The following is a 21712-nucleotide window of genomic DNA, read 5'->3' on the forward strand; positions in this document are numbered from 1 at the left end:
CACCACACGATCGGGAGGGCATTCGGCGTTCGAAAGATGACTTTGGTCCGCACCGACAGGCGATTCGCCGGATTATCGTGGTGGTGGTATCCCCTATGCAGATTGGATGGGACCCATGATCAAGGTGTTCCTGGTCGACGACCACGAGATTGTCCGGCGCGGGCTGGCCGACCTCCTCGAGGGCGACCCGGAACTGACCGTGGTCGGCGAGGCGGGCGACGTTTCGCAGGCCATGGCCCGGATTCCCGCGCTGCGCCCGGACGTGGCCGTGCTCGATGTCCGGCTGCCTGACGGCAACGGCATCGAACTGTGCCGTGACCTGCTGTCGCGACTGGACGGCCTGCGCTGCCTGATTCTCACCTCGTTCACCGACGAGCAGGCCATGCTCGATGCGATCCTCGCAGGTGCGAGCGGCTACGTCGTCAAGGACGTCAAGGGCATGGAGTTGGCCCAGGCCATCAAGGACGTCGGGGCGGGTCGTTCCCTGCTGGACAACCGCGCCGCCGCGGCCCTGATGGACCAGCTGCGCCGCGGCACCGAGCCGGACGGCCCGCTCGCCACGCTCACCGAGCAGGAACGCAAACTGCTCGACCTGCTGGGCGAGGGGCTGACCAACCGGCAGATCGCGGAACGCATGTTCCTGGCGGAGAAGACGGTGAAGAACTACGTCTCCCGGCTGCTGGCAAAGCTCGGCATGGAGCGACGCACCCAGGCCGCGGTCTACGCATCGAAACTGCACAGCGGCAGGTGAGTTACCCGCCCGGTTTCAGCGGCGGCGGTAGGCATCCAATGCCGTCGGCAAGGTCGGAAACAGCCGTTCCGGGCCGATACGGTCGGTCAGCCCGGCCGCGTCCAGGGCGTCACGCAGGTCCTGTTTCACGCGTGCCATCGCGAAAACTATGCCGCGACCGGTTAATTCGGCTCGCAGCTGCTCCACAGCATCCAAAGCGGTCAGATCGACCTCGACGTTCGCCTCCGTGTTGAGCACGAACCAGCGCACCGACTCGCCCTGCTGCGCCGAGAGTTCCACGGCCTCCAGCGCACGGTGCCGGAAGTCCTCGGCGTTCGCGAAACACAGGGGCGCGTCGTAGCGGTATACGACCAGTCCGGCAACGAGGCTCGCGTTCGGGTAGTCGTCGATGTCATGCATGCCGGCCAATCCGGGGACGAATCCCTGCACGGCATCGTGGGCGCGCGCCACCCGCCGCAACAGGTCGAGAATCGATAGCGCGATCGCAACCAGCACGCCGTACAGCACGCCCAGGCCGAGGACCGCGGCCGTGGTGCCGACGGCCAGCACCAGCTCGCTGCGCCGGAAGTGCGCGATCCGGCGGAACTCGGCCACGTTGATCAGCTGCAGCGCCGCGTACACCACCAGCGCGCCCAGTGCGGCGGCGGGAAATACCGCGAGAATGCCTCGCGCCCAGAACAGTACGACCAGCACAGTGACGAGAGTGACCATCGAGTACAGCTGGGTGCGCGCCCCTGCGACATCGGCAATCGTCGTACGGCTCCCGCTGCAGCTGACCGGGAACCCGTGCAGCACCCCGGCAGCCACATTGGTCGCACCGAGGGCCGCCAGTTCGGTATTGGCGTCGACATGGCGGCCGTGACGGGAAGCGAATGCCCGTGCGGTGAGGGCATTGTCGGAGAACGCCACGACCGCGATGCCGATGGCAGGGAGTACCAACTGCGTGAGGTCGGCAGCGGCGATCCCGTCGACACCGGGCACGGGTAGTCCGGAGGGAATCGAACCGACGACCCGAATTCCGTAGTGCTGCAACGAGAACACGGCAACAACCAGGGTGGCGCCCAACACCGCCAACAATGGCCCGGGCACCCGCGGAACCCATCTGTTCAGGGCGAGCAGACTTCCCAGCACGACCGCCGCCACCAGTGCCGTCGGCCAATGCACCGACGCCAGATTAGCCGCGAACGATCCCACCTGCGCGGGAATGGTCTCACCGGTCACCGGGACGCCGCTCACCCGCTCGAGCTGACCCGCGATCATGATCCCCGCCGTCCCGGCGAGATATCCGACCAGCACCGGCTTCGACAGCAGGTCGGCGAGCAATCCCAGGCGGGCGAGCGCCGCGACCAGACAGATCACGCCCACCAGTAGCGCAAGCACCGCGGCCAGGGCCGCGTACCGCCGCGGGTCACCCATCGCCAGCGGCGCCAGGGCGACCGCCGTGAGCAACGCCGTCGTCGATTCCGGCCCCACCGACAGCTGGCGTGATGTGCCCAGCAGCACGTACACCGCCAGCGGGCCCAGCGCCGTCCACAACCCCACCACCGGCGGCACACCGGCCACCGTCGCGTAGGCCATCACCTGCGGCACCAGATAGGCGGCGACGGTCACCCCGGCCACCACATCGAACCGAAACCAGTCCCGCTGGTATCCGCGGAACTGTGCCAGGCCCGGGAGCCGGAGCGCCCGTCCCGCTGCCGCTGTCCGACCAGCTGGACTCGTCATAGTCGAAGCATCGCGCGTCGGCCGCTCCGATGGCGCACGATCCGAGCAGGTTGGGCAAGTGAGCCGCGGTCCGGATTGTGCCGGGCGATCAGGTTCAAGAAGCGAGTCTGCCGGTCCGCGGGTCCTGCTCGACCAGGCGGACGCCGGTGACGATGGTCGGCTCGATCGCGATCACCGCGTCCGTCACCGTATCGGACCACGGCCGCAGCACCTGCTCGTAGCGGGCGATGTGCTTGGGATCGGTGACGGGACGAGCCAGGCCGGTCACCACGACGGACCAGCCGATGTGCCGGATCGGGTCGATATCGTCGACCTCGTAGGCTACGACAACCGTCGGGCCGGAACGCACCGCATCAGTCAGCCGGAAGGTCAAACGGGTACGCACGATGATCTCCCCGTCGTCCACCATCTGACACCGACCTCTCCGCACTCGCCGAATACCCCGTCCTCCCAACCGCCCATTCCAGCACTCGCCCGCAGCCCCTCCCAGGAAACAAGGTCACTTGTCCAACTTCTCGTGGGTAACGCCTATTACAGGAGCCCCGGACTGTCTCCGCGCGTCGTGAACACATCCGTTCTGCGTCCCGGCAGCGCGGCGACTTCGGTCTCCAGGCGGATACATCGCCCGGTTGCGGTCCGTCCGAGTGATGCGGACTGAGTTGGTTTCGAAGAGGCTGCGCGACAACGGGGCTCACCGGCCGTGTCCGGAATCGACGACTTGCGATCAGCGATCCGGCGGCGAACCGGGGTTGCTCACCAACTGCAGTGGCCGCCGTGTGCGCGCATGGTCCAATAGCGCGTCGATCTCCGCGGCGACGCCCGCTGCGAGGATGTCGATGTCGGGAGTGGTGTCGTAGTCGCCGGTGATGCCGAAGGTCAGCCGATCGGCGTAGCTGAGGATCGCGACGGTGGTGCGCACCCGCAGCGCGACCGGTATGCAGGGCCAGATCTCCAGTACCTCGCGCCCGTCCAGCCACAGCGGCCGCCGCGGGCCGGGAACGTTGGTAGCCAGGGCACCGACACCGCGCTGCGGGAATCGTGCCACGGTCCGGAAGATCCACGCCACCATCCCGAACGGCAGCCAGTCGGCCAGCGACAGCAGCGATTTTTCGGCCTCGGCTTCGCCCCGGGAGCGATGCCGGGCGATCCGGTCGTGGACGGCCGCCAACCGCTCGATCGAGTCCTCGATCTCGATCGGCAGGTGCGCGATCATTGCCGAGACCCGGTTGTCCAGAGCGTATTTCGCATCGGCGGTGCGCATCGAGACCGGCACGACGATCCGCAGCATCCCGGCCTCGGGCTGCTCTCCCCTGCTGAGCAACAATCGGCGGTACGCCGTCGCGAGGGCCGCCACCGCCACGTCGTTGACCGTCACATCGAGCGCCGCGCAGATCTCGCGCACCTCCGTCAGGCTCGCCCGCGCCACCGCGTACCGGCGCTGGCGTCCGATGGACCCGTTCAGTGAGGAGGCGGTACTCGGCGTGACCGCCGAGAACAGTACCGGCGCCAGGGCCCGAGCGGCGCTGACGGCGAAACGCGGTGCGGTGTAAGGCAATCGAGCCACTCGATTCGCCCACTCCAGTACCCCGGACCCCGGCTGCCGTCCAGCTTCTTCGGCTCGCGTATCCGGAATCTCCCGGGCGGGGTCGCAGAAACTCTCGAAAAGGGTGATCCCCGAGATGCCGTCGACCATGCTGTGATGTGCCTTGACGATCATCGCCCAGCGGTTACCTGCCAGATTGTCGACCATGACGACCTCCCACAGCGGGTGGTCGCGGTCGAGTCGTTCGGTCAGCTCGGTCGCAATCAACTCCCGCAGCGTCGTCTCGTCCCCCGGATCGGGTAGGGCGGTCCACCGGATATGGTGTGCCAGATCGAAATTCGGGTCGTCCTCCCATACCGGCGCGGTGAGGTCGAGCGGTGCCCGGCGCACCCGCTGCCGCAGTCGCCCGTGCTGCCGCAGACCGCGGGTGACGCCGGCACGGAATTCTTCCCGGGTCGGCGGGGGTCCCGCGACGACCGCTACCGCACCGATGCCGAGGCTGATGTGCCGATCGGTGTCTTCCATCTCCATGAATCCCGTGTCGAGCGGGCTCAATTCGGTCATTGTCAACGCCTGTCGCGGCAACCGTCGCGGCTTGTCCGCGGCTTCGGCATCGGCACCGATCCGCGCGTGACCTCGTCGGGATGCGGATCCACCTGCGCCAGAAGGTAACCCGTCTCCTCCGCACGGTAGAGAACGCTGTCGATACGACTGCCGGACGCCTGGGCGACAACCGGATCGGCAGCCCGATCGCTGTGCCTCGCGAGCCGTACCCGCGCCGACAGGACGGGCTCCGAAGCGTAGTCCAGCGCACGCCCGATCTTCTCGCGTGCGTGCTCGACTGCGGCCGTTGATACATGGTGACCGGCGGATATCCGCAGGATCGACGCTGCCGGGGAAGCGCTCTTCCGCGTACCCAGAACTGTCTCACCACCGCGCGGATGCCGTGAGCGAACAGGGCCACCTCGAGACTGTCCGTTCGTGTTCATCGGTCGCCCTCCGCATTACGCAGGGCCACAAGGCGACTCGCGTATTCCTTCTCGTCGACCTCGCCGCGCGCGAAGCGTTCCGCGAGCAGGCGTTCGGCGGTAGGCTCGGGACTGCGGGGGTCGATGCGATACTGGGCGCCCCGTTCCGTGGCGGCGACATACCGCACCAGCATGATCAAGCCCGCGATCAGCAGGCCCCAGAACAGGACGCCGATGCCCATCCACGCGTATCCCCACCCGTTCATGTCGTGGCTGTACCAGAACATCACGGCTCATCTCCTTGTTCGTGTTCGGATGTCCCGGGCTGCCCGGGGCACCACTGGGGCCGATCACCGCAGTCGCCCGGTACCAACGACATTCGTGGTACCGGTTTCGGTCACGGTGTGATCAGGTGCCGGGGCGCCAGGATGCGGACCAGGAAGGCGCCGTTGATCGCCGCCATCGCCGCGGCCATCGCCAGACCACCCAGGGCGCCGATCGCGACCGTCAGGACGGTCGACTGTCCCGGCTGCCACAACGGCGTCGTGACCAGGCCGAACACCCCGAGTCCCGCGACCCACCCGGCCGCGTTCGCCCAGATCCACAGCGCGGCGCGGTTGGTCCAGTACTGCAGTACGAACCATTGGGCGACGCCGATCGCGAAGACCATGACCAGCGCGCCGGCGACCACGACCGGCGCCTGCACCGCCGGGGACCAGCCGGACAGCCGCTCGCCGTGCACCATCATGAGCACGCCGACGGCCCATGCCGCCAGCGCACCGAATACGGTCACGGTGATCCACTCGCGTGGCGAGAAGCCTTTCAGCACCGAACGCAGCACCCTGGCCTGGAACAGGCCGAGGACGCTGCCTTCGATCGCACCGGCGGCGAGCATGGCGGCCGCGATCACGGCCGGTGCGGCGTCGATCGTCAGCGCACCCGCCACCGCGGGCGCGCAGAAGCCGAGGAACTCCCCGAGTGTGACGGCGGCGAACCACCGCCGCGAGAGACCGGCCCCGGGATCCGGCCCCACGCCACGATTCACCTTGACGACCACATACGGGTCGAGTGCCGACACCTGTTCTCGCAGGTGTCCCTGCTGGTAGATCGCTTCCGTCTCTTCGTGTTCCAGCGATCCCGGCAGGACGACCCGGCCCGTCCCGGGCAACCACGTTCCGTCGATGCGGATCGACGCCGGACGCGGTGTCCGGAAATCGCGCCACCACGTCTTCGCGGCGGCACCGGCCACCCGGACGACCACGGTGTCGTCCGCCCGCACGAACGCCACGGGTAGGGCAACACGCCCACCCGAGCGACCAGCCTCATAACGCAACTCACCGAATGTGCGCCGCATCCCGACCGGCAGGTGCATGGCAATCAACGCCGCCGACGCGCCGAGTCCCGGCGTCTGATACCTCGTTGTCACCACGACCTCCGCGATGCCATCGAATCGATTCGAGTCATGACTCGATGGTCGGCTCCGTGCCGGCCCGCCCACAGGAGCGAAAGTCCCCTGCCGCGCTGCCTTTCGGAACACGATCGAGTTATCGGTGCGCACCCGGGGACTTTTCGGCCCGATGGTGTGTCATCGCAGGTCTTTCGTCTCTCGACGCGGCCCTGCTGCCGGAGCAGGCTCGATCTCAGGATCGAGAAGGAGGGTGCGATGGGCTATCGAGTAGACGTTTGCGAGGTCGTGCCGCAGGCCGTGCTGCGGCTCCCGCGCGAGATCCGCGCGGACCGGCTCGGCGAGGACATCGCCGCGGGCATGCGGGAATTGACGGCGACGGTGCAGCGGGCCGGTCTCACCGCCAACGGCGCACCCACCATCACGTTCTCCGAGGAGTCGGCCACCGACCACACGACGCTCGTGGATTTCGGGGTGCCGGTCGAACCCGCCCCCATGCTCAGCTTGCGGTCCGGTGCCGAGGTGATCGTCGTACCCGGCACGCTGGTGGCACGGACCTCGCACCGAGGGGGCTACGGCGGGCTCGACGCCGCCTATCGTGCCCTGCAGTGCTGGATACACGACGCAGGGTACCGTCCGACCGGCCCGCCGACCGAGGTCTATCTCGTCGGTCCCGACGAGGTGAGCGACCCGCGCCGGCTGATCACCGAGGTCCGCATTCCGGTCGTACCGTCGCCGGGAATCACGGTTTTCGTCGACGCACCATTCGCCGAGGCCATGGAGATGACGCGAGAGGCGTTGCGGCAGCAGGGTTTCGGTGTGCTCACCGAGATCGACGTACGGGCCACGCTCCGGGAGAAGCTCGGCGAGCAGATCGAGCCGTACGTGATCCTCGGCGCGTGCAACCCCCGGCTCGCCTCGCGGGCGCTCGCCACCGACCGGCAGGCCGGGCTCCTGCTGCCCTGCAACGTCGTGGTTCGCGGCGCCGACACCGGCACGCTGGTCGAAGCCGCCGATCCCGACGTCCTGGTGCGCGCCACCGGACACGGCGACCTGCAGGCGATCGCCGACGAGGCCCGTGGTCTGCTCACCGCCGCGATCGAGACATTGCGCACGGTCCCGGCTCGGGCACAGCACGAAAAGTGACCATCGACTAAGCCGCGCGAGTGCTCGCCAATCGGCTACCGCAGTCCCAGACCACGGTGGTTCACCAGTAGACTCCGTTCTCGCATCAGAGGCCACCGTCCCGCAACACACGCGCGCAGCCGGTGGGACCGAGGCCGGGAACCGCAATGGCACAGGACTTTCCGGCGACCACCTCTCCCGGGAGGGAGCGGCCGCGACTCGGATACACACGTCACAGCCGGGCCCGGCGGACGACGATGATCGGGCAATCCACCGCATGCAGCAGGGTATTGCTGGTGGAACCGAGCAGCATGCCGGTGAATCCACCCCGGCCGTGACTTCCGACGACAACCAATTGGGCACTGCCGGATTCCTGCGGCAGTGACTGTGCCGGTCGATCACGGACCACGATGCGGCGCACCGGAACATCCGGATACTTGTCACTCCACCCCGCCAGGCTCTCGGACAGTGCCACCCCTGCTGATTCCCGGACAGCCTCCCAGCCGGGGAGCAGGATGTCGGGGTTACCCGCGTCTATCCAGGCGTGCAGGGCGACCAGCCCGACCTTGCGCCGCGAGGCTTCCTCGAACGCGAATGCCAAGGCGGGCTCGCTGTTTCGCGTACCATCGACGCCGACGAGTATCGGCTTCCCGGCCGCGATCGAGTCGGCCGCGGACGAGTGCACGACGGCGACCGGGCAGTGCGCATGGTGTGCCGCCGCGGTGCTGACCGAACCGAGCAGCCCGCGCCGGACGGCACCGAGACCGCGGCTGCCGACAACGAGCAGGTACGCATGCTCCGAACGGTGAACGAGTTCGGCGGCAATGGGTTCGAGGGTCACCTCGGTGCTGATCTCGAGGTCTTCGGAAGGCTCGGCCAGCCGCGCGATTCGAGTCGCTTCGGTCAGGGTCCGGCGACCGAGGTTCCGCAGCCAATCGAACTCTTCCCGATCGAAATCGATCGCCGGCGCGAATCCCGTTGGCACCGCGGACGATGTGAGGATGTGTAGCCGTCGGCGCTGCATGACCACTGCCGTCGCACTCGGGCTGATGCTGGCCTTCGAGCCCCGAGAGCCCGACATCATGACCAGGCCGCCCCGCAACCCGGATCAGCCGCTGTTGACGCGTGCCCTCGTGGCTCGGACCCTGCTGGTGTCGGCGCTGCTCGTGGCCGGATCCTGGTGGCTGTTCGAATGGGAACTCGCGCACGGCGCCGGTCTCGCCGAAGCGCGCACCGCCGCAATGAACCTGTTCGTGGTCGTCGAAGCGTTCTACCTGTACAGCTGCCTGCCGACGATGAACACGGTATTCGACACCGCACCGATCGACGGACGGGCATGGCTGCGAATCGTCGCTATTGCCCTGGCAGCGAGCCTCGTCGTCGCCATCGACAAACGCTTGCGCCGTGTCTCCGGCAGCACGGACGAAAGATGATCGCCCCGCCCCTCGGTAATGTCCCTGTGGGGCGCAGAGATTCAGCGTTTCGCCGGGTGCACCACCATGACCGGGCAATGTGCGTGCTGGACAAGGGAATTGGCCGTCGACCCGAACAGCAGGCTGGTGAATCCGCCGCGCCCGCGGCTGCCGACCACGACGAGCTGCGCGGTTTCCGACCACTGCTGCAGGTGCGCGGCAGGGTGGGACAGGTAGATCTTGCGAGTCACGACGACGTCCGGATACTTCTGCTGCCATCCTGCGAGGCGTTCGGCGAGGGTCGCTTCCTCTTCCTGCTGGAAGTCGGCGCCGGGGAGCTGCAGGTCGTCGAGGCGGGCAAACTTCCCGAAATTCCAATCGCCCCAAGCATGTACGGCGATCAGTTCGGTTCCTCGTTCGGCGGCTTCGGCGAAGGCGGCGGCGGTCGCGGCCTCGCTGATCGGACTGCCGTCGATGCCGACCACGACCGGTCCGGTGGTGCGGACGGTGTCGCTCCCGGCGGGGTCGGTGCGCACAACGATCACCGTGCCGTCGGCGTGTGCGGTCACCTCCAGCAGCGTGGATCCCAGGTGCGCCAACGTCCCGGCCGAACCGGTGGCTCCGAGCACAACGGCGTACGCATCGGCACTGCGGGTGACAAGCATGGCGGACCCGCGGTCCGCGGCGAGCTCGACCGTCACCGGGAGATCGGGGGCGATCTCGCGCACGAGCTGCTCGGCGCGGTCGGCCACGGCCCGGCCATGAGCGCGTACCGCATCCCGCACCGGTTCCACCGTCACCGCGTAGGCACCCAGCCGGGTGGCTCCGAGCCCCACCAGGTTCATGCCGTGCACGATATGCAGCGCACGCCCGCGCCGCGCCGCGAATTCCGTCGCCCACCGCAGCGCGACGTCCGACGCCGGGAAGCCGTCTACACCGACGACGACACGAGCGGCGGCCGGCGGATGCGGATTGTCGTGGGATGTCATGAATACTCCTCTGGGACCGGCGTTTTCAGCCTTCCGGCCGAGCCTCCATACCACGCTAGGAGCCGCGGCCGCGGAGCGACGCTGCCGACCGTCACCGACGCCGGGGACGAAAGACCTCCGGTGACCACTCGAGTAACCCCGCAACAAAATGGCAAACATGCCTCCGTGTTGCGGTGCTCATCGATGTGCAGGGCGCGGAGAGCGCGTTGCTGGCGGAGCGGCTGGCGGGATGGCAGGCTAAGTATCCGGTTTCCTCGGCGCGCTGCTTGGGTCCACATCGAATGCGCTGGTGCAACACGCTCGGTGCCCGGTGATGGTCGTCCATCCGGCGGGCAGTTAGTTGCTCGAATAGCACAGTGGCTCAACGGAATCAGTGGCCGCTTGTCAGCTGGTTCGTCCGGACCCAGGGCTGGACGGCGCGCTCTCGCGCATGACGGCTTCCCACCACGAACCGAGGGGGCTGGGGTCGGGCCAGACCACGGCCCGCTGCACCTCGTCGATGCCTTGTCGTACCGACACTCGTTCGGCCACGCCGTCCTCCTGGAATTGCGTTGTATCGCATGGTTCCCAACCCGTTCATGATCGCTGCGCCGGAGATGCGACGGCAGGAGCCGAACGGCCCTCTCGCGGCGCCCGAAGGTCACCGCGGCCTGAAGCGAGATTTCGGTTCGGCGGCCCGAACGCTGCAGGTCTTTGGTCCCGGCCCGGACCGACCTGCGGACCTGTCATGGATCGGGCCGCCTGCCGCAGCGTTGAGGGGCGATGTGGCATTTCGATACGAAAGGGAAGATCATGAGCAATCCGGTCGTACATTGGGAAATCGGCGGCCCGGACGCCGCGGCCCTGCGCGAGTTCTACGGCAAGGCATTCGGGTGGACCATGACAGCGTCCGAATCGGATTACACCCTCGTCGAAACGGGGAACGGCGGGTTGGCCGGCGGAATCATGCAGAACCGTCCGGACATGCCGCCGTATGTCACGGTGTATATCCAGGTGGATGACCTCGAGACGGCGCTGTCCGAGATCCAGCAACTCGGCGGGACAGTGGTGTTACCGCCGACTGGCATCGCCGACACCATGTCGTTCGCGCTGTTCTCCGATCCCGGCGGCGCCGTCGTGGGATTGCTGCAGAACTGAGAGCGCGCCCAGGACAATACGATCGCGGAGCAGCGCCGGCGTCCGGGCATGTCGGCGTCGGTGCTGATCCCTGCGCACCGCGGCGCACGCCGAGTTCGTCGGCATCACGGTGAATTCAGGCGACCGGGCCCGGCGCAGCACATCGGTCATGCCGGCCAGCGGGTGAGCATGGTCGAGGACCGCGACCGCGTCGGCGAGCTGCGCGCACGCCTCGTCGACAGTGCGCCGCGCACGGTCGCGCTGCGCGGTGATCGCCGCTGCGGTGAGGGCCGATCGCCACTCGCACGGAGTACCAACGACATCATCGCATCCCCTTTTGCTCGGCTATTGCCCGGCGGCGGAACGTGCGACGAATGTCGGCTCGGAACTTCCCCGCCCTGGCGACAGGATGACCCGGATCGTCGTCCGCGCGTTCGGCTGCCGATTCGCGGGCATCGGAGACCGGCATCACCACGTGCCGGTCTTCGTACCGAACGCTACTGTCGGCCTTCCTCGCGCGGACCCGCCGCCTCGGATGTCATGAGTCGGCCGGTGCGCCGGGCAACCGCAATCGTTTGAGCGACAAGGCGTTCAGCGCGACGATGATGCTGGAGCCGGACATCGACATGGCCGCGATCTCCGGGCGCAGCGTCAGACCGAGGGCGGGCTCGAATACTCCGGCGGCAATCGGCAGTGCAAGGGTGTTGTATCCGACCGCCCAGGCGAGATTCTGGTGCATCTTGCGCAGGGTGCCGCGGCCGATGCGCAGCGCGGTGGGCACATCCACCGGGTCCGACCGCATCAACACCACATCCGCCGTATCGATGGCGACGTCGGTGCCGGCACCGATGGCGATGCCGACGTCGGCCTGCGCGAGCGCGGGCGCGTCGTTCACGCCGTCGCCGACCATCGCGACTTTCCTTCCGCCGGACTGCAGTTCGGCGATCCGGGCGGCCTTGTCGGCGGGCAGCACCTCCGCGATCACCGTGTCGATACCCAGCGTGCCCGCGATCCGTTCGGCGGTGGCCTGGTTGTCTCCGGTGAGCATCACGACCTCGACGCCCAGTTCGTGCAGTTCGCGCACCGCGGCGGCCGATGTCTCCCGGGGCGCGTCGGCGATGCCGATCACTGCCGCAGCCTTGCCGTCGACGGCAGCCAGCACGGCGGTCTGCCCGCCCCCTGCCACCCGGTCTCGGACCCCGGCCAAGTCGCCGAGCTCGATACCTTCCCGGTCCAGCAGCCGGCGATTGCCGACCACGACCCGGCGACCGTCCACCACCGCAATCGCCCCGTGTCCCGGCACGTTCTCGAAACGCCCGGCGGCGAGTACGGCGGCGCCGCGCACCTCGGCGTACCGCACGATGGCCTGCGCCAGCGGGTGCTCGGATGCACGCTCGACGGCCGCCAGCAACGACAACAGCCCAGCATCCCCCGCCACATCACCGGTGGCGATCTCGGTGACCTCCGGCTCCCCCTTGGTGAGCGTGCCGGTCTTGTCCATCACCACGACCCGCACTCGCGCGGACGACTCCAGGGCCATCGCGTTCTTGAACAGCACGCCGCGTTTGGCCCCCAGCCCGGTGCCCACCATGATCGCCGTCGGAGTGGCGAGGCCCAGAGCGTCGGGACAGGTGATGACGACGACAGTGATGGCGAACAGCATCGCCTTCGCGAACGTCGCACCGGCCAGCAGCCACACCAGCAGCGTCGCGCCACCGCCGAGCAAGGCGACCAGCACCAGCCAGAACGCCGCCCGGTCGGCGAGCCGCTGACCGGGCGCCTTCGAATTCTGGGCCTGCTGAACAAGATTCACGATCTGCGCCAGCGCGGTATCCGCGCCGATCTTGGTGGCGCGCACGCGGAGGGTGCCGTTGACATTGATGGTCGCACCGATCACTGCCGAGCCGGGTTCCTTGTGCACCGGCAGGCTCTCCCCGGTCACCATCGACTCGTCGACCTCGCTGTCCCCGTCGACGACCACACCGTCGACGGCGATCTTCGTCCCCGGCCGCACCAGCAACACGTCGTCGACCACCACCTCGGCCGTGGGGATCTCGGCCTCCCGGCCGTCCCGGATGACCACGGCCCGCGGCGGCGCCAGGTCCAGCAGCGTGCGGATCGCATCATTGGCGCCACCCCGGGCGCGCATCTCGAACCAGTGACCCAGCAGCACGAACGTGGCCAGCATGGTCGATGCCTCGTAGAACACCTCACCGCCACCGGTCAGGGTGATGGCCAGCGAGTACAGCCAGCCCGCACCGATTCCGACCGCGACCAGCACCATCATGTCCAGGGTGCGGGCCCGCAGCGCCCGCACCGCGCCGGTGAAGAAGATCGTCGCCGAATAGAAGATCACCGGCAGGCTCAGGATCAGTGCCCAGATGTCCTGCCGCAGTCCCCACGGCGTCGCCACGTGCAGCCCGAACATGTCGCTCGCCATCGGCGACCACAGCATCACCAGCAGCGAGAAGACCAGCGAGACCAGGAATCGATTGCGCATGTCGGCGGCCATGGCCGACATCGACATCCCGTCGTGGTCGTCGTGTGCTACCGCGGCGTGCTCGGGCGGGGCGGCACGTGGTCGCGGCGGCGCGGTGTCGACGGCAACCGAAGGATCCGGTTCAGCCATCGGGTCACAGACATGCGCGGGAACCGACTGCCCAGCGCAGTGAAAACCACAGTCGCGCAACCACTCCCGCAGCTCCCGCAGCGAGGTCCGGGCCGGGTCGAAGACCACCGTCGCCGTCTGCGACACCGGATTGGGCTGCACCGAGACTACGCCCGGGCGTCGCCCGAGCACCGCCGTCACGGTGCTCTGCTGACTCGCCCACCGCACTCCGCTGACATCCAGCACGACGGTGCTGCGACCGGAACCATCGATCATCGACCACTCCTCACTCGTGTGGCCCCGTCAGGCTTGCGCTGCCTCATCGGGTTCACGCGGACCCTGATCGAGACGGAACGGCGGATAGTCATCCCGCATCAGTGCAGCGTAGGCCAGCACCCGGTACAACCAGCGGTTGATTCCGACGACGAATTCGAACAGCCGCCGCGGGTAGCGGGCCGTGAACAGCAGCGCTATCGCGGCGATGAGGACCAGCACCCCCAGTAGCGGCACGGTGGTGGCGTTGTCGTTCTCGCCGCCGAGCGATATCGCGCCGCCGATCATCGCGGAGACGACCAAGTAATGCGGAATGGCCAGCAGCCACCATTTGACCAGTACCAGGCCACGCGACAATCGGTCCGGGTAGTCGACCTGCAGATCGGCCGGGTACTCGGTAGAGCGCAATGTGAACGGCGGATACCGATCGGTGCCCAGCGCCGCATACGAGTAGAACTGCACCCGCCATGACCACCGCATCACCCCGACGTTGAAATCGAAGATGCCGCGCGGATAACGGCCGGTGAACAGAATCGCGAATCCGGCTACCACGGTGAGCACCACGAACGCGATCCACAAGAAGAACAGGATGATGTAGTGCGGTATCGCGAGCAGCCACTTGACCAGCCACAACCAGCGCGACAACGGTTCGTCCAGATCGCCGCGCACGGCAACGGGATACACGGGTGAGCCTTCGGGATTCATGGTCGACGCTCCTCATCGAATCGCGGTACAGCGGCGGCGTCTTCGCCCCCGGTCTGCTCAGGATCACCTGTGTCGCAGCACAAACGAAGGGTTCAGGGATACCTCCTGCGAGGACGAAATGTCGTAGTACCACCGGACGTTCGGCCCTGTCACGGGCGCGCGCCGGAACACATCATTTGCAGTGGCCGCATTATCGGCCGCGTACAAATGCCCATCGATCGACACCGAGAAGAATTCCATGAACTGGCCCACCGCCGCCGTGCTCATTGCCGTCGCCATTGCCATCATGGCGATCGTCAGCACCTATCTCTCGACACGCAACAACAAGAAGTGATTTCGGCGCTGCCGACCTGGCGCAGACACAGGGCCATCGCCCAAGGAATGCGGGACCTTCGGCCGTAGTTCGAAGGACCTCGGCCAGGCGAGGCTGGCTGCAGACGGATTCACGACGGATCGGAGCCGTGATGGGCGACTATGTGGCAGATTTCGACGAGTTGCGGCTCGCGGATGCCGACCGGGCCGGAGGCAAGGGCGCGAACCTCGGCGAGCTGACGGCGGCACGGCTGCCGGTACCGCCCGGGTTCGTCCTGCTGCGATCGGCCTACCAGGCGGTGGTCGAACACGGGCCGCACGGCGCGGAGCTGGACGACCTCCACGCACAGGCGCTGCGCGCGACGGGCGGTGCCCGCTCCGACGGGCAGCAGCTGGAGGAGTTGTGCCGCCGCATGCGCGAACTCGTGCTCGACACCAAACTCGACGGCGCGGTCCGTGACGCCGTGGTTGCGGCGTATCACCGACTCGGCGATCGGATACCGGTCGCGGTGCGCTCATCGGCAATCGGGGAAGACGGCGCCACCGCCTCGTTCGCGGGAATGAACCTGTCGCGCACCAACATCAGCGGCGACGACAAGCTGATCGAAGCCGTGTTCGCCTGCTGGGCCTCGCTGTTCACACCACGCGTCCTCACCTATCGCGCCCGCTGCGGAATGCATCAGCGCCCGGAAATGGCGGTGGTCGTGCAGCGCATGGTCGCCGCCCATCAGGCCGGAGTGGTGTTCACCGCCGACCCGGCCACCGGCCGCCGCGACCGCGTTGTCATCGACGCCGCCCGCGGCCAGGGCGAGGTCGTGGTGTCCGGCGCCGTCGAACCCGACAGCTACCTGTTCGATGCCAATGGGCCGAGGTTGCTCGAACACCGTTCCGGCAGACAGAGTTTCGCCATCGTCGCCGGTCCCGACGGTGACCGGCGGGTAGAGAACATGACCGATACAGAGACCCCGGTGCTCACGCCCGAACAGGCACATGCGGTGGCTCGCCTCGCACTCGAGGTACAGCGCCACTACGGCGGCCGCCCGCAGGACATCGAGTGGGCCTTCGACGACAACACGCTGTGGCTGGTGCAGGCACGGCCGGTCACCATGCTGTCGGACCATTCCGATCCGACACCCGTTGCCGCCAAGATAGATTCGAATCGCGTCCTGCGGTTGCGCGGCCTCGCTGCCGCTCCCGGCCGCGCTACCGGTGCCGTACGCGTGCTGATCTCCCCCGCCCAGGGTGGCGAGCTGCGCGACGGGGAGATCCTGGTGGCGCCGATGACCAACCCGGACTGGTTGCCGACGATCTCGCGCGCGGCGGCATTGGTCACCGACAGCGGCGGCATGACCTGCCACGCGGCGATCGTGGCCCGCGAACTCGGCGTTCCGTGCATCGTCGGAACCCGGACCGCCACCACCGACCTGCACGACGGTGAATGGGTCACCGTCGACGGCACCAGCGGCCAGATCCGCACCGAGAGTCGGCCCGTCCCCGGGCCGGGGGGCACGGAGCGGAACGGGGAGACGACCACCGCGGCGGGCTCCATCGCGGTCGATGAGCACCGAATCCCTTCTGCCGCAACCGTTTTAGCTCCTCCCGCCCCGACAGCCACGCGGGTATATGTCAATCTGGCCCTGCCGGAGGTAGCCGAACGCGTAGCCGCGGGCGATGCCGACGGCGTGGGTCTGCTGCGCGCCGAAACCCTCCTCGTACAGGCCCTCGGCGGCCGCCATCCGCGCGATCTCATCGCCCGCGGTGAGGAGCACACGTTTGTCGACAAGCTGTCGGTCGCCCTGCATCGCATCACCGCGGCTTTCGCGCCCCGCCCTGTCGTCTATCGCGCAACAGACTTGCGCAGCAACGAATTCCGGGCCCTCACCGGCGGCGCGACCTACGAGCCCGTCGAGCACAACCCGATGATCGGCTACCGCGGCTGCTACCGCTACGTGCGCGAACCCGAGCTGTTCCGCCTGGAACTCGCCGCACTCGCCCGAGTGCGCGAACGGACACCCAATCTGCACCTGATGATCCCCTTCGTCCGCACCCGCTGGGAACTGGAGGCCTGCCTGGAACTGGTGGATGCGAGCCCGCTCGGCCGCGACCGCGGACTGCACCGCTGGGTGATGGCCGAGGTTCCTGCTGTGCTGCACTGGCTGCCGGAGTACGTACAGATGGGTATCGACGGGGTCTCCATCGGCAGTAACGACCTCACTCAGCTGATGCTCGGTGTGGACCGCGACTCCGAGCAGTGCGCCGAACTGTTCGACGAGTCCGATCCCGCCGTCCTCGACGCCATCGGGCAGATCGTCGGCACCGCCCGCCGCCTCGGCATCACCTCGTCGCTGTGCGGGCAGGCGCCGTCGACGCGGCCCGATTTCGCCGAGCACCTCGTCCGCATGGGCATCACCTCGGTTTCGGTCACCCCCGATGCCCTGCCGGCCGCCCGCCGTACCGTCGCCGCCGCGGAACAGCGCATTCTGCTCGACCGAGCGTTGGATGCGCCCCGCGTGGTACCGGGTGGCGATCAGTGAGCCGTCGACCACCCCGGGATGACCACTACCGCCGACCAGGCCCGGATTCCGGCAGCGATGATTCGCTCCGCGTAGGATTTGCAGAAGCGGGTTTCCGCCCGGAGCACAGGATTGCCGAGATGGTTGACGATTCAGGGGCCGGTTCCTACTCGGTAGCGGGAACGCTTTCCCAGTTGCGGCTGCGGGAGCTCCTCACCGAGGTCAAGGACCGTGTCGAGCAGATCATCGACGCCCGCGACCGCATGGACGGCCTCGTCGATGCCATGCTCGCGGTCACCTCCGGCCTCGACCTCGACGAGACCCTGCGCACCATCGTGCACACCGCTACCAGCCTCGTCGATGCCCGCTACGGCGCGCTCGGGGTCCGCGGGCACGAGGAGCAGCTGTCCCAATTCATCTATGAGGGCATCGATGAACCCACTCGCGAGCTGATCGGCCACCTCCCGGAGGGGCACGGCGTGCTCGGACTGCTGTTCAGCCAGCCGAAACCGATCCGCCTGGACAACCTCGCAGACCATCCCTCATCGGTGGGATTTCCTGCGAACCATCCTCCGATGGGCACCTTTCTCGGCGTTCCCGTGCGCATCCGCGATGCCATCTTCGGCAACCTGTATCTCACCGAGAAGTCCGGCGGGCACCCGTTCACGGAGGACGACGAGCTCATCGTGCAGGCGCTGGCCGCGGCCGCGGGCATTGCCATCGAGAACGCCCGCCTCTACGAGTCCGCCCGCGCCCGCCAGGCATGGATCGAGGCCACCCGCGACCTGACCACCGAATTCCTCGCCGGCACCGACCCCGACGAAGTGCTGGCGCACCTGGTCGACCATGCTCGCGAGCTGACGCGGTCCGACCGGGTGCTGCTGGCGACCGTCGAGGAACCGGGTACCCCGGCAGACGAGATCGCCGAGTTGACCGTCACCCATTACTCGGGTCTCGGCGACGAGTATCGCGGCCGGACACTCGGCGTCGACGACGCACTTGTCGGGCAGGCGTTTTCGCAGCGAAGCCCGCTGCGTGTGGAGAATGCGCAGCAGACCGACCTGGCCGACCTGCTGCCCAAAGCCGGGCCGGCGCTGGTACTGCCGCTGCACACGCCGGACGCGCCGCTGGGCGTGCTGATTACGGTGCGCCCCCTCGAAACTGCGCCCTACGACGACGAAATATTGGAGCTGGCAGCGGCCTTCACCGAACAAGCCGCGCTCGCCATGCAGCTGGCCGAAACGCAGCAACGCATGCGCGACCTCGACATCCTCAGCGACCGCGACCGCATCGCCCGCGATCTGCACGACCACGTCATCCAGCGACTTTTCGCCATCGGTCTCGCGCTACAGAGCACAGTGCCGCGCACCAAGGTGCCCGAGGTTCGTATGCGGCTCACCGATTCGATCAACGATCTGCAGGACGTGGTCCAGGAGATCCGCACGGCCATCTTCGACCTGCACAGCGGCAACACGCAGAGCACCCGGCTGCGGCAGCGCATCGAGGCCGCCATCCACCAACAGTCTGCCGACACCGAGATCCGGGCCTCGCTGCGCGTGACCGGACCCCTGTCGGTCGTGGAGCCCGGGCTGGCCGATCACGCGGAAGCCGTTGTGCGCGAAGGGGTCAGCAATGCCGTCCGCTATGCAGACGCCTACATCATCGACGTCGAGATCGATGTCGCCGACAATCTCACGGTGACCGTCACCGACGACGGCGTCGGCATCCCCGACAACATCACCCCGAGCGGCCTGACCAACCTGACCCAGCGAGCCGAATCGTTGGGTGGCGAGTTCTCGGCGCTGCCCGGAGCGGCGGACGACACCGGGGAGCGCCGCGGTACTCGACTGCGGTGGTCGGCGCCGCTGCACTGAGAATCGCACCCAGCAATCACCTCGTTCAGAGTTGTCACTACTGGTCCTGTCCGATCGGGCGACTGATCTGCCGCCACTCCCGCGTCCAGCGCTCCTGGCGCCGGCGGCCGAATACCCATGCGGTCAGCCAGACCACCGCCGCGGTACCGAGCCAGATCTCCGCCAGAATGCCGAGGCCCAGACCGACCGCACGCCAGGCGGCGGAAGCACTCGTGGTCGACGGCGGATCGGCCGGGCGTCCATCGGGACCGAGCCACAGCGCCACTCGCTCGCCTGCCTTGGCCGTACGAGCCACCTCGATGGTCGCCGCACCGATCTGCCCGTCCCGGTTCCACTGCACCGCAGCGTGGTTGCGATCGTCGTACACCCCGGTGGTGGTGGATGATGCGACCAGCACAGGGTCGTCGAGGAGCGTCGCCGCCACTTCGACCTTCGCGGCATTCTCGGCCCGGGCCTCCACCACGGCCGACCCGTAGCGGGCGGTGCCGATCGCCCCGCACATCGGAATGGCCACCAGGACAACGACAACGGCTACGATGCGGACCACGCCCTCCAGTCGATCCGACGGGCGCAGCAACGGGTTGCGGATCCACGGCGTCATCCGCCATATCCGTAGTACCGACGACGAATACCGTTCCATCTCGATCATCTCTTCCGGCCTTACAAGGGATGGACGACGTCGCCGACCGGACGCCGCGGGGTCGCCAGAAGCGGTCCGGAACCGGTTGCTGCCCAACCGATCCGGATAGCCAGCTGTGGAAAAGCGCTGTCGTCGAGGATGTCGGTGCGAATACGATTCCGGATGCCCTGCACCTCGAACGGCTCGGTCAGCGGGCAGGTGGCCAGACCGAGGCTCGTCGCGGTCAGCAGTACCGCGCTCGCAGCCTCGCCCGCCCGCAGGCGCGACATCCGATCGTCAGCGGACGTGCTCAACAGCAGCATCCGCTCGGCGCAGTCGGTATCGCGAACGACCGCCTGCGGCAGACCGGGATTCGAGAACGGGCGCACGGTGGCATCGACAGTCTTGACGGCGTTGCGCGCGGGGACACCCTCCTCCGACGCATGCCGGCCGCTCCATTGTGCCAGTTCGACGCCGTAGGAGAAGTCGCGAGCGTGCTCCCACGCCGCCTGCTCGAAGGCCCGGAGCAATTGCGTTCGCGCAAATCCGTCCTCGACCTCATGCACCAGCACGCCGCTATCGGCACCGGCCACCACGATGGTCGCGAGGTACGCCGAAGGAACCTCCCAGGAGGTGTAGCGCCGGCGGTCGGTCCGGCGCCGGCTGATCGCACGGGCCAGGCGCACCGCGTCGGGTGTCGGTGTGCCCGCCCGGAATTCGATGGCCGCCAGATGGTCGGGATCGGCTGGGCTCGGCAACCGGTGCACTACCGCCTCCCACCCCAGGACCCGCGCCGCGATCCGCAGATGATGCAGTGCCGCACCACAACTCAACACCAGATCGCGCTGATCCGGGTCGGTGTGGGGCAGATGCCGCCCGGTGTCGGCGTACAGGTGCACCGTGCTGTCCCCCACCCGCCACGACCACGGCTGGCTGTTGTGCACCGACGGTGCCCGCACAGCCAACGCCAGCGCCGCATGCACCGTGTCACGGTCGGGATGCGTATTCGACATCGTCGGTTCCTCTCAGGATCCACCTGCCGCGGCCGACATTTTCGGCTCGTCGTTCGTATGTGAACCAGCATCGCGCGCGGCCGTATGCACCGGGACGGCCGAAAGTCACCGGTTGCCGGGCCGTCCCCCAACCAACCTCCGCCGGTCTCCGCCGCGGTCGGCGACGCTGGCCCGAGGGGGACGGGGCACCTCAACCCACGGTGTCGGTGCCGAACCAACGTGCCGTATTGGCCGAGAGCTGGGCCTCCGGGGCCGTTCAGGCAACGTCGGCCTGGCGACTGCGTTCGGCAAGCACAACACACCCGACGAGCTCGAACGTCTTGACGGCCGATCGGCAAAACTCCAGCTCAGGCCGCAAGTGGATGGGGCTCGCCTGTCATGGCGGCAAGCGCCTCGGCGACTTCCTGCAGAGAGCGCAAGGGCAGCCAGCACGGCCGCACCGCCGGCGAGCGAGTGTCGGTGCAAGACCGAAAGCCCGTCGCCAAGGTCGTATGCATCCAGTGTCATCGTGCACCCTCTGCAATCGAGAGTTGCTTGCGAACCCTGGTGGCCCGGAACTCGGCCATCGCGATCGTCACCGCCCACCAGGCTTCGCGGCCGACCCGACGCCACCACGGCATCGGATCGGCCGCTGGCCGTTGCCGGGTGGACCGTGCGGTGAGAGCCTCGAGCTGGGCCAGCGACCAGCTGTCAGCTTCGGCTCGGGCGGCGGATTCAATTGTGCAGCGCGCCGGGGCAAGTGAAGCGAACTCGGACATGGT

The 21712-nt window shown here is 67.8% G+C and carries 19 protein-coding genes and 3 pseudogenes; 8 read left to right on the forward strand and 14 right to left on the reverse strand.

The features are described 5' to 3' along the window. Nucleotides 1–115: 115 nt before the first annotated feature. Nucleotides 116–751 (forward strand): response regulator transcription factor, encoded by a 636-nt coding sequence (locus D892_RS0131365; RefSeq protein ID WP_024805040.1) that lies wholly within the window; start codon nt 116–118, stop codon nt 749–751. Nucleotides 752–766: 15 nt separating this feature from the next. Here the strand turns inward: D892_RS0131365 and D892_RS0131370 are convergent, their stop codons facing one another. The 5 genes from D892_RS0131370 to D892_RS42575 all read right to left on the reverse strand — a co-directional run bounded on the left by D892_RS0131370 (nt 767) and on the right by D892_RS42575 (nt 6413). After that, on the reverse strand, nt 767–2476 hold the full coding sequence (locus tag D892_RS0131370; RefSeq protein WP_036567599.1) for a SulP family inorganic anion transporter: 1710 nt from the start codon (nt 2474–2476) through the stop codon (nt 767–769). Between the two features lie 94 nt (nt 2477–2570). Beyond that, the gene (locus D892_RS0131375; RefSeq protein ID WP_024805042.1) at nt 2571–2885 is read right to left on the reverse strand and encodes a pyridoxamine 5'-phosphate oxidase family protein; all 315 of its coding nucleotides are present in this window, start codon (nt 2883–2885) and stop codon (nt 2571–2573) included. A 315-nt stretch (nt 2886–3200) separates the two neighbouring features. Further along, nucleotides 3201–4583: a wax ester/triacylglycerol synthase family O-acyltransferase gene (locus D892_RS0131380; RefSeq protein ID WP_024805043.1), complete on the reverse strand. Its 1383-nt coding sequence runs from the start codon at nt 4581–4583 to the stop codon at nt 3201–3203. 421 nt (nt 4584–5004) lie between these two features. Next, nucleotides 5005–5274, reverse strand: coding sequence for a hypothetical protein (locus tag D892_RS0131390; protein WP_036567601.1), 270 nt, complete (start codon nt 5272–5274; stop codon nt 5005–5007). A gap of 110 nt (nt 5275–5384) precedes the next feature. Then, the gene (locus D892_RS42575; protein WP_156959755.1) at nt 5385–6413 is read right to left on the reverse strand and encodes a hypothetical protein; all 1029 of its coding nucleotides are present in this window, start codon (nt 6411–6413) and stop codon (nt 5385–5387) included. A gap of 237 nt (nt 6414–6650) precedes the next feature. Between D892_RS42575 and D892_RS48875 the strand changes: the two are divergent. Then, nucleotides 6651–7106, forward strand: a pseudogene (locus D892_RS48875) (GyrI-like domain-containing protein); the annotation flags it as partial. A 63-nt stretch (nt 7107–7169) separates the two neighbouring features. Next, on the forward strand, nt 7170–7538 hold the full coding sequence (locus D892_RS48880; RefSeq protein ID WP_051499961.1) for a DUF302 domain-containing protein: 369 nt from the start codon (nt 7170–7172) through the stop codon (nt 7536–7538). A 211-nt stretch (nt 7539–7749) separates the two neighbouring features. On the opposite strand, the gene D892_RS0131405 is transcribed toward D892_RS48880, so the two are convergent. Further along, the gene (locus D892_RS0131405; RefSeq protein WP_232236212.1) at nt 7750–8502 is read right to left on the reverse strand and encodes a universal stress protein; all 753 of its coding nucleotides are present in this window, start codon (nt 8500–8502) and stop codon (nt 7750–7752) included. Nucleotides 8503–8539: 37 nt separating this feature from the next. On the opposite strand from D892_RS0131405, the pseudogene D892_RS0131410 reads away from it, so the two are divergent. Next, nucleotides 8540–8950 (forward strand): annotated as a pseudogene (locus D892_RS0131410) (cation transporting ATPase C-terminal domain-containing protein); the annotation flags it as partial. A gap of 41 nt (nt 8951–8991) precedes the next feature. Here D892_RS0131410 and D892_RS0131415 read toward each other — a convergent pair. After that, nucleotides 8992–9918, reverse strand: a complete 927-nt coding sequence (locus D892_RS0131415) for a universal stress protein (protein ID WP_024805050.1) — start codon at nt 9916–9918, stop codon at nt 8992–8994. Between the two features lie 262 nt (nt 9919–10180). Here D892_RS0131415 and D892_RS45760 point away from each other — a divergent pair, with 262 nt between their 5' ends. Beyond that, a complete protein-coding gene (locus D892_RS45760; RefSeq protein WP_084161814.1) occupies nt 10181–10258 on the forward strand; it encodes a universal stress protein in 78 nt (25 codons plus the stop codon). A 44-nt stretch (nt 10259–10302) separates the two neighbouring features. Here D892_RS45760 and D892_RS47165 read toward each other — a convergent pair whose 3' ends face one another. After that, nucleotides 10303–10449 carry a hypothetical protein gene (locus tag D892_RS47165; RefSeq protein ID WP_156959756.1) on the reverse strand — a complete coding sequence of 49 codons (147 nt, stop codon included), beginning with the start codon at nt 10447–10449 and terminating at the stop codon, nt 10303–10305. 261 nt (nt 10450–10710) lie between these two features. On the opposite strand from D892_RS47165, the gene D892_RS0131420 reads away from it, so the two are divergent. Continuing rightward, nucleotides 10711–11055, forward strand: a complete 345-nt coding sequence (locus D892_RS0131420; RefSeq protein WP_024805051.1) for a VOC family protein — start codon at nt 10711–10713, stop codon at nt 11053–11055. Between the two features lie 517 nt (nt 11056–11572). Here the strand turns inward: D892_RS0131420 and D892_RS0131425 are convergent. The 3 genes and pseudogenes from D892_RS0131425 to D892_RS47170 form a co-directional block, all read right to left on the reverse strand. Beyond that, the gene (locus D892_RS0131425; RefSeq protein ID WP_024805052.1) at nt 11573–13918 is read right to left on the reverse strand and encodes a cation-translocating P-type ATPase; all 2346 of its coding nucleotides are present in this window, start codon (nt 13916–13918) and stop codon (nt 11573–11575) included. Nucleotides 13919–13945: 27 nt separating this feature from the next. Continuing rightward, nucleotides 13946–14596 (reverse strand): annotated as a pseudogene (locus tag D892_RS0131430) (DUF4389 domain-containing protein); the annotation flags it as partial. 87 nt (nt 14597–14683) lie between these two features. Continuing rightward, nucleotides 14684–14923, reverse strand: a complete 240-nt coding sequence (locus tag D892_RS47170; protein ID WP_156959757.1) for a hypothetical protein — start codon at nt 14921–14923, stop codon at nt 14684–14686. A 161-nt stretch (nt 14924–15084) separates the two neighbouring features. Here D892_RS47170 and ppsA point away from each other — a divergent pair, with 161 nt between their 5' ends. Further along, nucleotides 15085–17466 carry a phosphoenolpyruvate synthase gene (gene ppsA / locus D892_RS0131440; RefSeq protein ID WP_024805054.1) on the forward strand — a complete coding sequence of 794 codons (2382 nt, stop codon included), beginning with the start codon at nt 15085–15087 and terminating at the stop codon, nt 17464–17466. A 119-nt stretch (nt 17467–17585) separates the two neighbouring features. Beyond that, a complete protein-coding gene (locus tag D892_RS0131445; RefSeq protein WP_024805055.1) occupies nt 17586–19319 on the forward strand; it encodes a GAF domain-containing protein in 1734 nt (577 codons plus the stop codon). Nucleotides 19320–19356: 37 nt separating this feature from the next. On the opposite strand, the gene D892_RS0131450 is transcribed toward D892_RS0131445, so the two are convergent. From D892_RS0131450 to D892_RS48015, 3 genes are all read right to left on the reverse strand, one after another. Next, nucleotides 19357–19968: a hypothetical protein gene (locus D892_RS0131450; RefSeq protein WP_024805056.1), complete on the reverse strand. Its 612-nt coding sequence runs from the start codon at nt 19966–19968 to the stop codon at nt 19357–19359. 11 nt (nt 19969–19979) lie between these two features. Beyond that, a complete protein-coding gene (locus D892_RS0131455) occupies nt 19980–20951 on the reverse strand; it encodes a nitroreductase family protein (RefSeq protein ID WP_024805057.1) in 972 nt (323 codons plus the stop codon). A gap of 503 nt (nt 20952–21454) precedes the next feature. Beyond that, nucleotides 21455–21709 carry a hypothetical protein gene (locus D892_RS48015; protein WP_198037028.1) on the reverse strand — a complete coding sequence of 85 codons (255 nt, stop codon included), beginning with the start codon at nt 21707–21709 and terminating at the stop codon, nt 21455–21457. Between the last annotated feature and the right edge of the window lie 3 nt (nt 21710–21712).

Origin of the sequence: Nocardia sp. BMG51109, assembly GCF_000526215.1 — a bacterium.
Taxonomy (GTDB): Bacteria; Actinomycetota; Actinomycetes; order Mycobacteriales; family Mycobacteriaceae; genus Nocardia.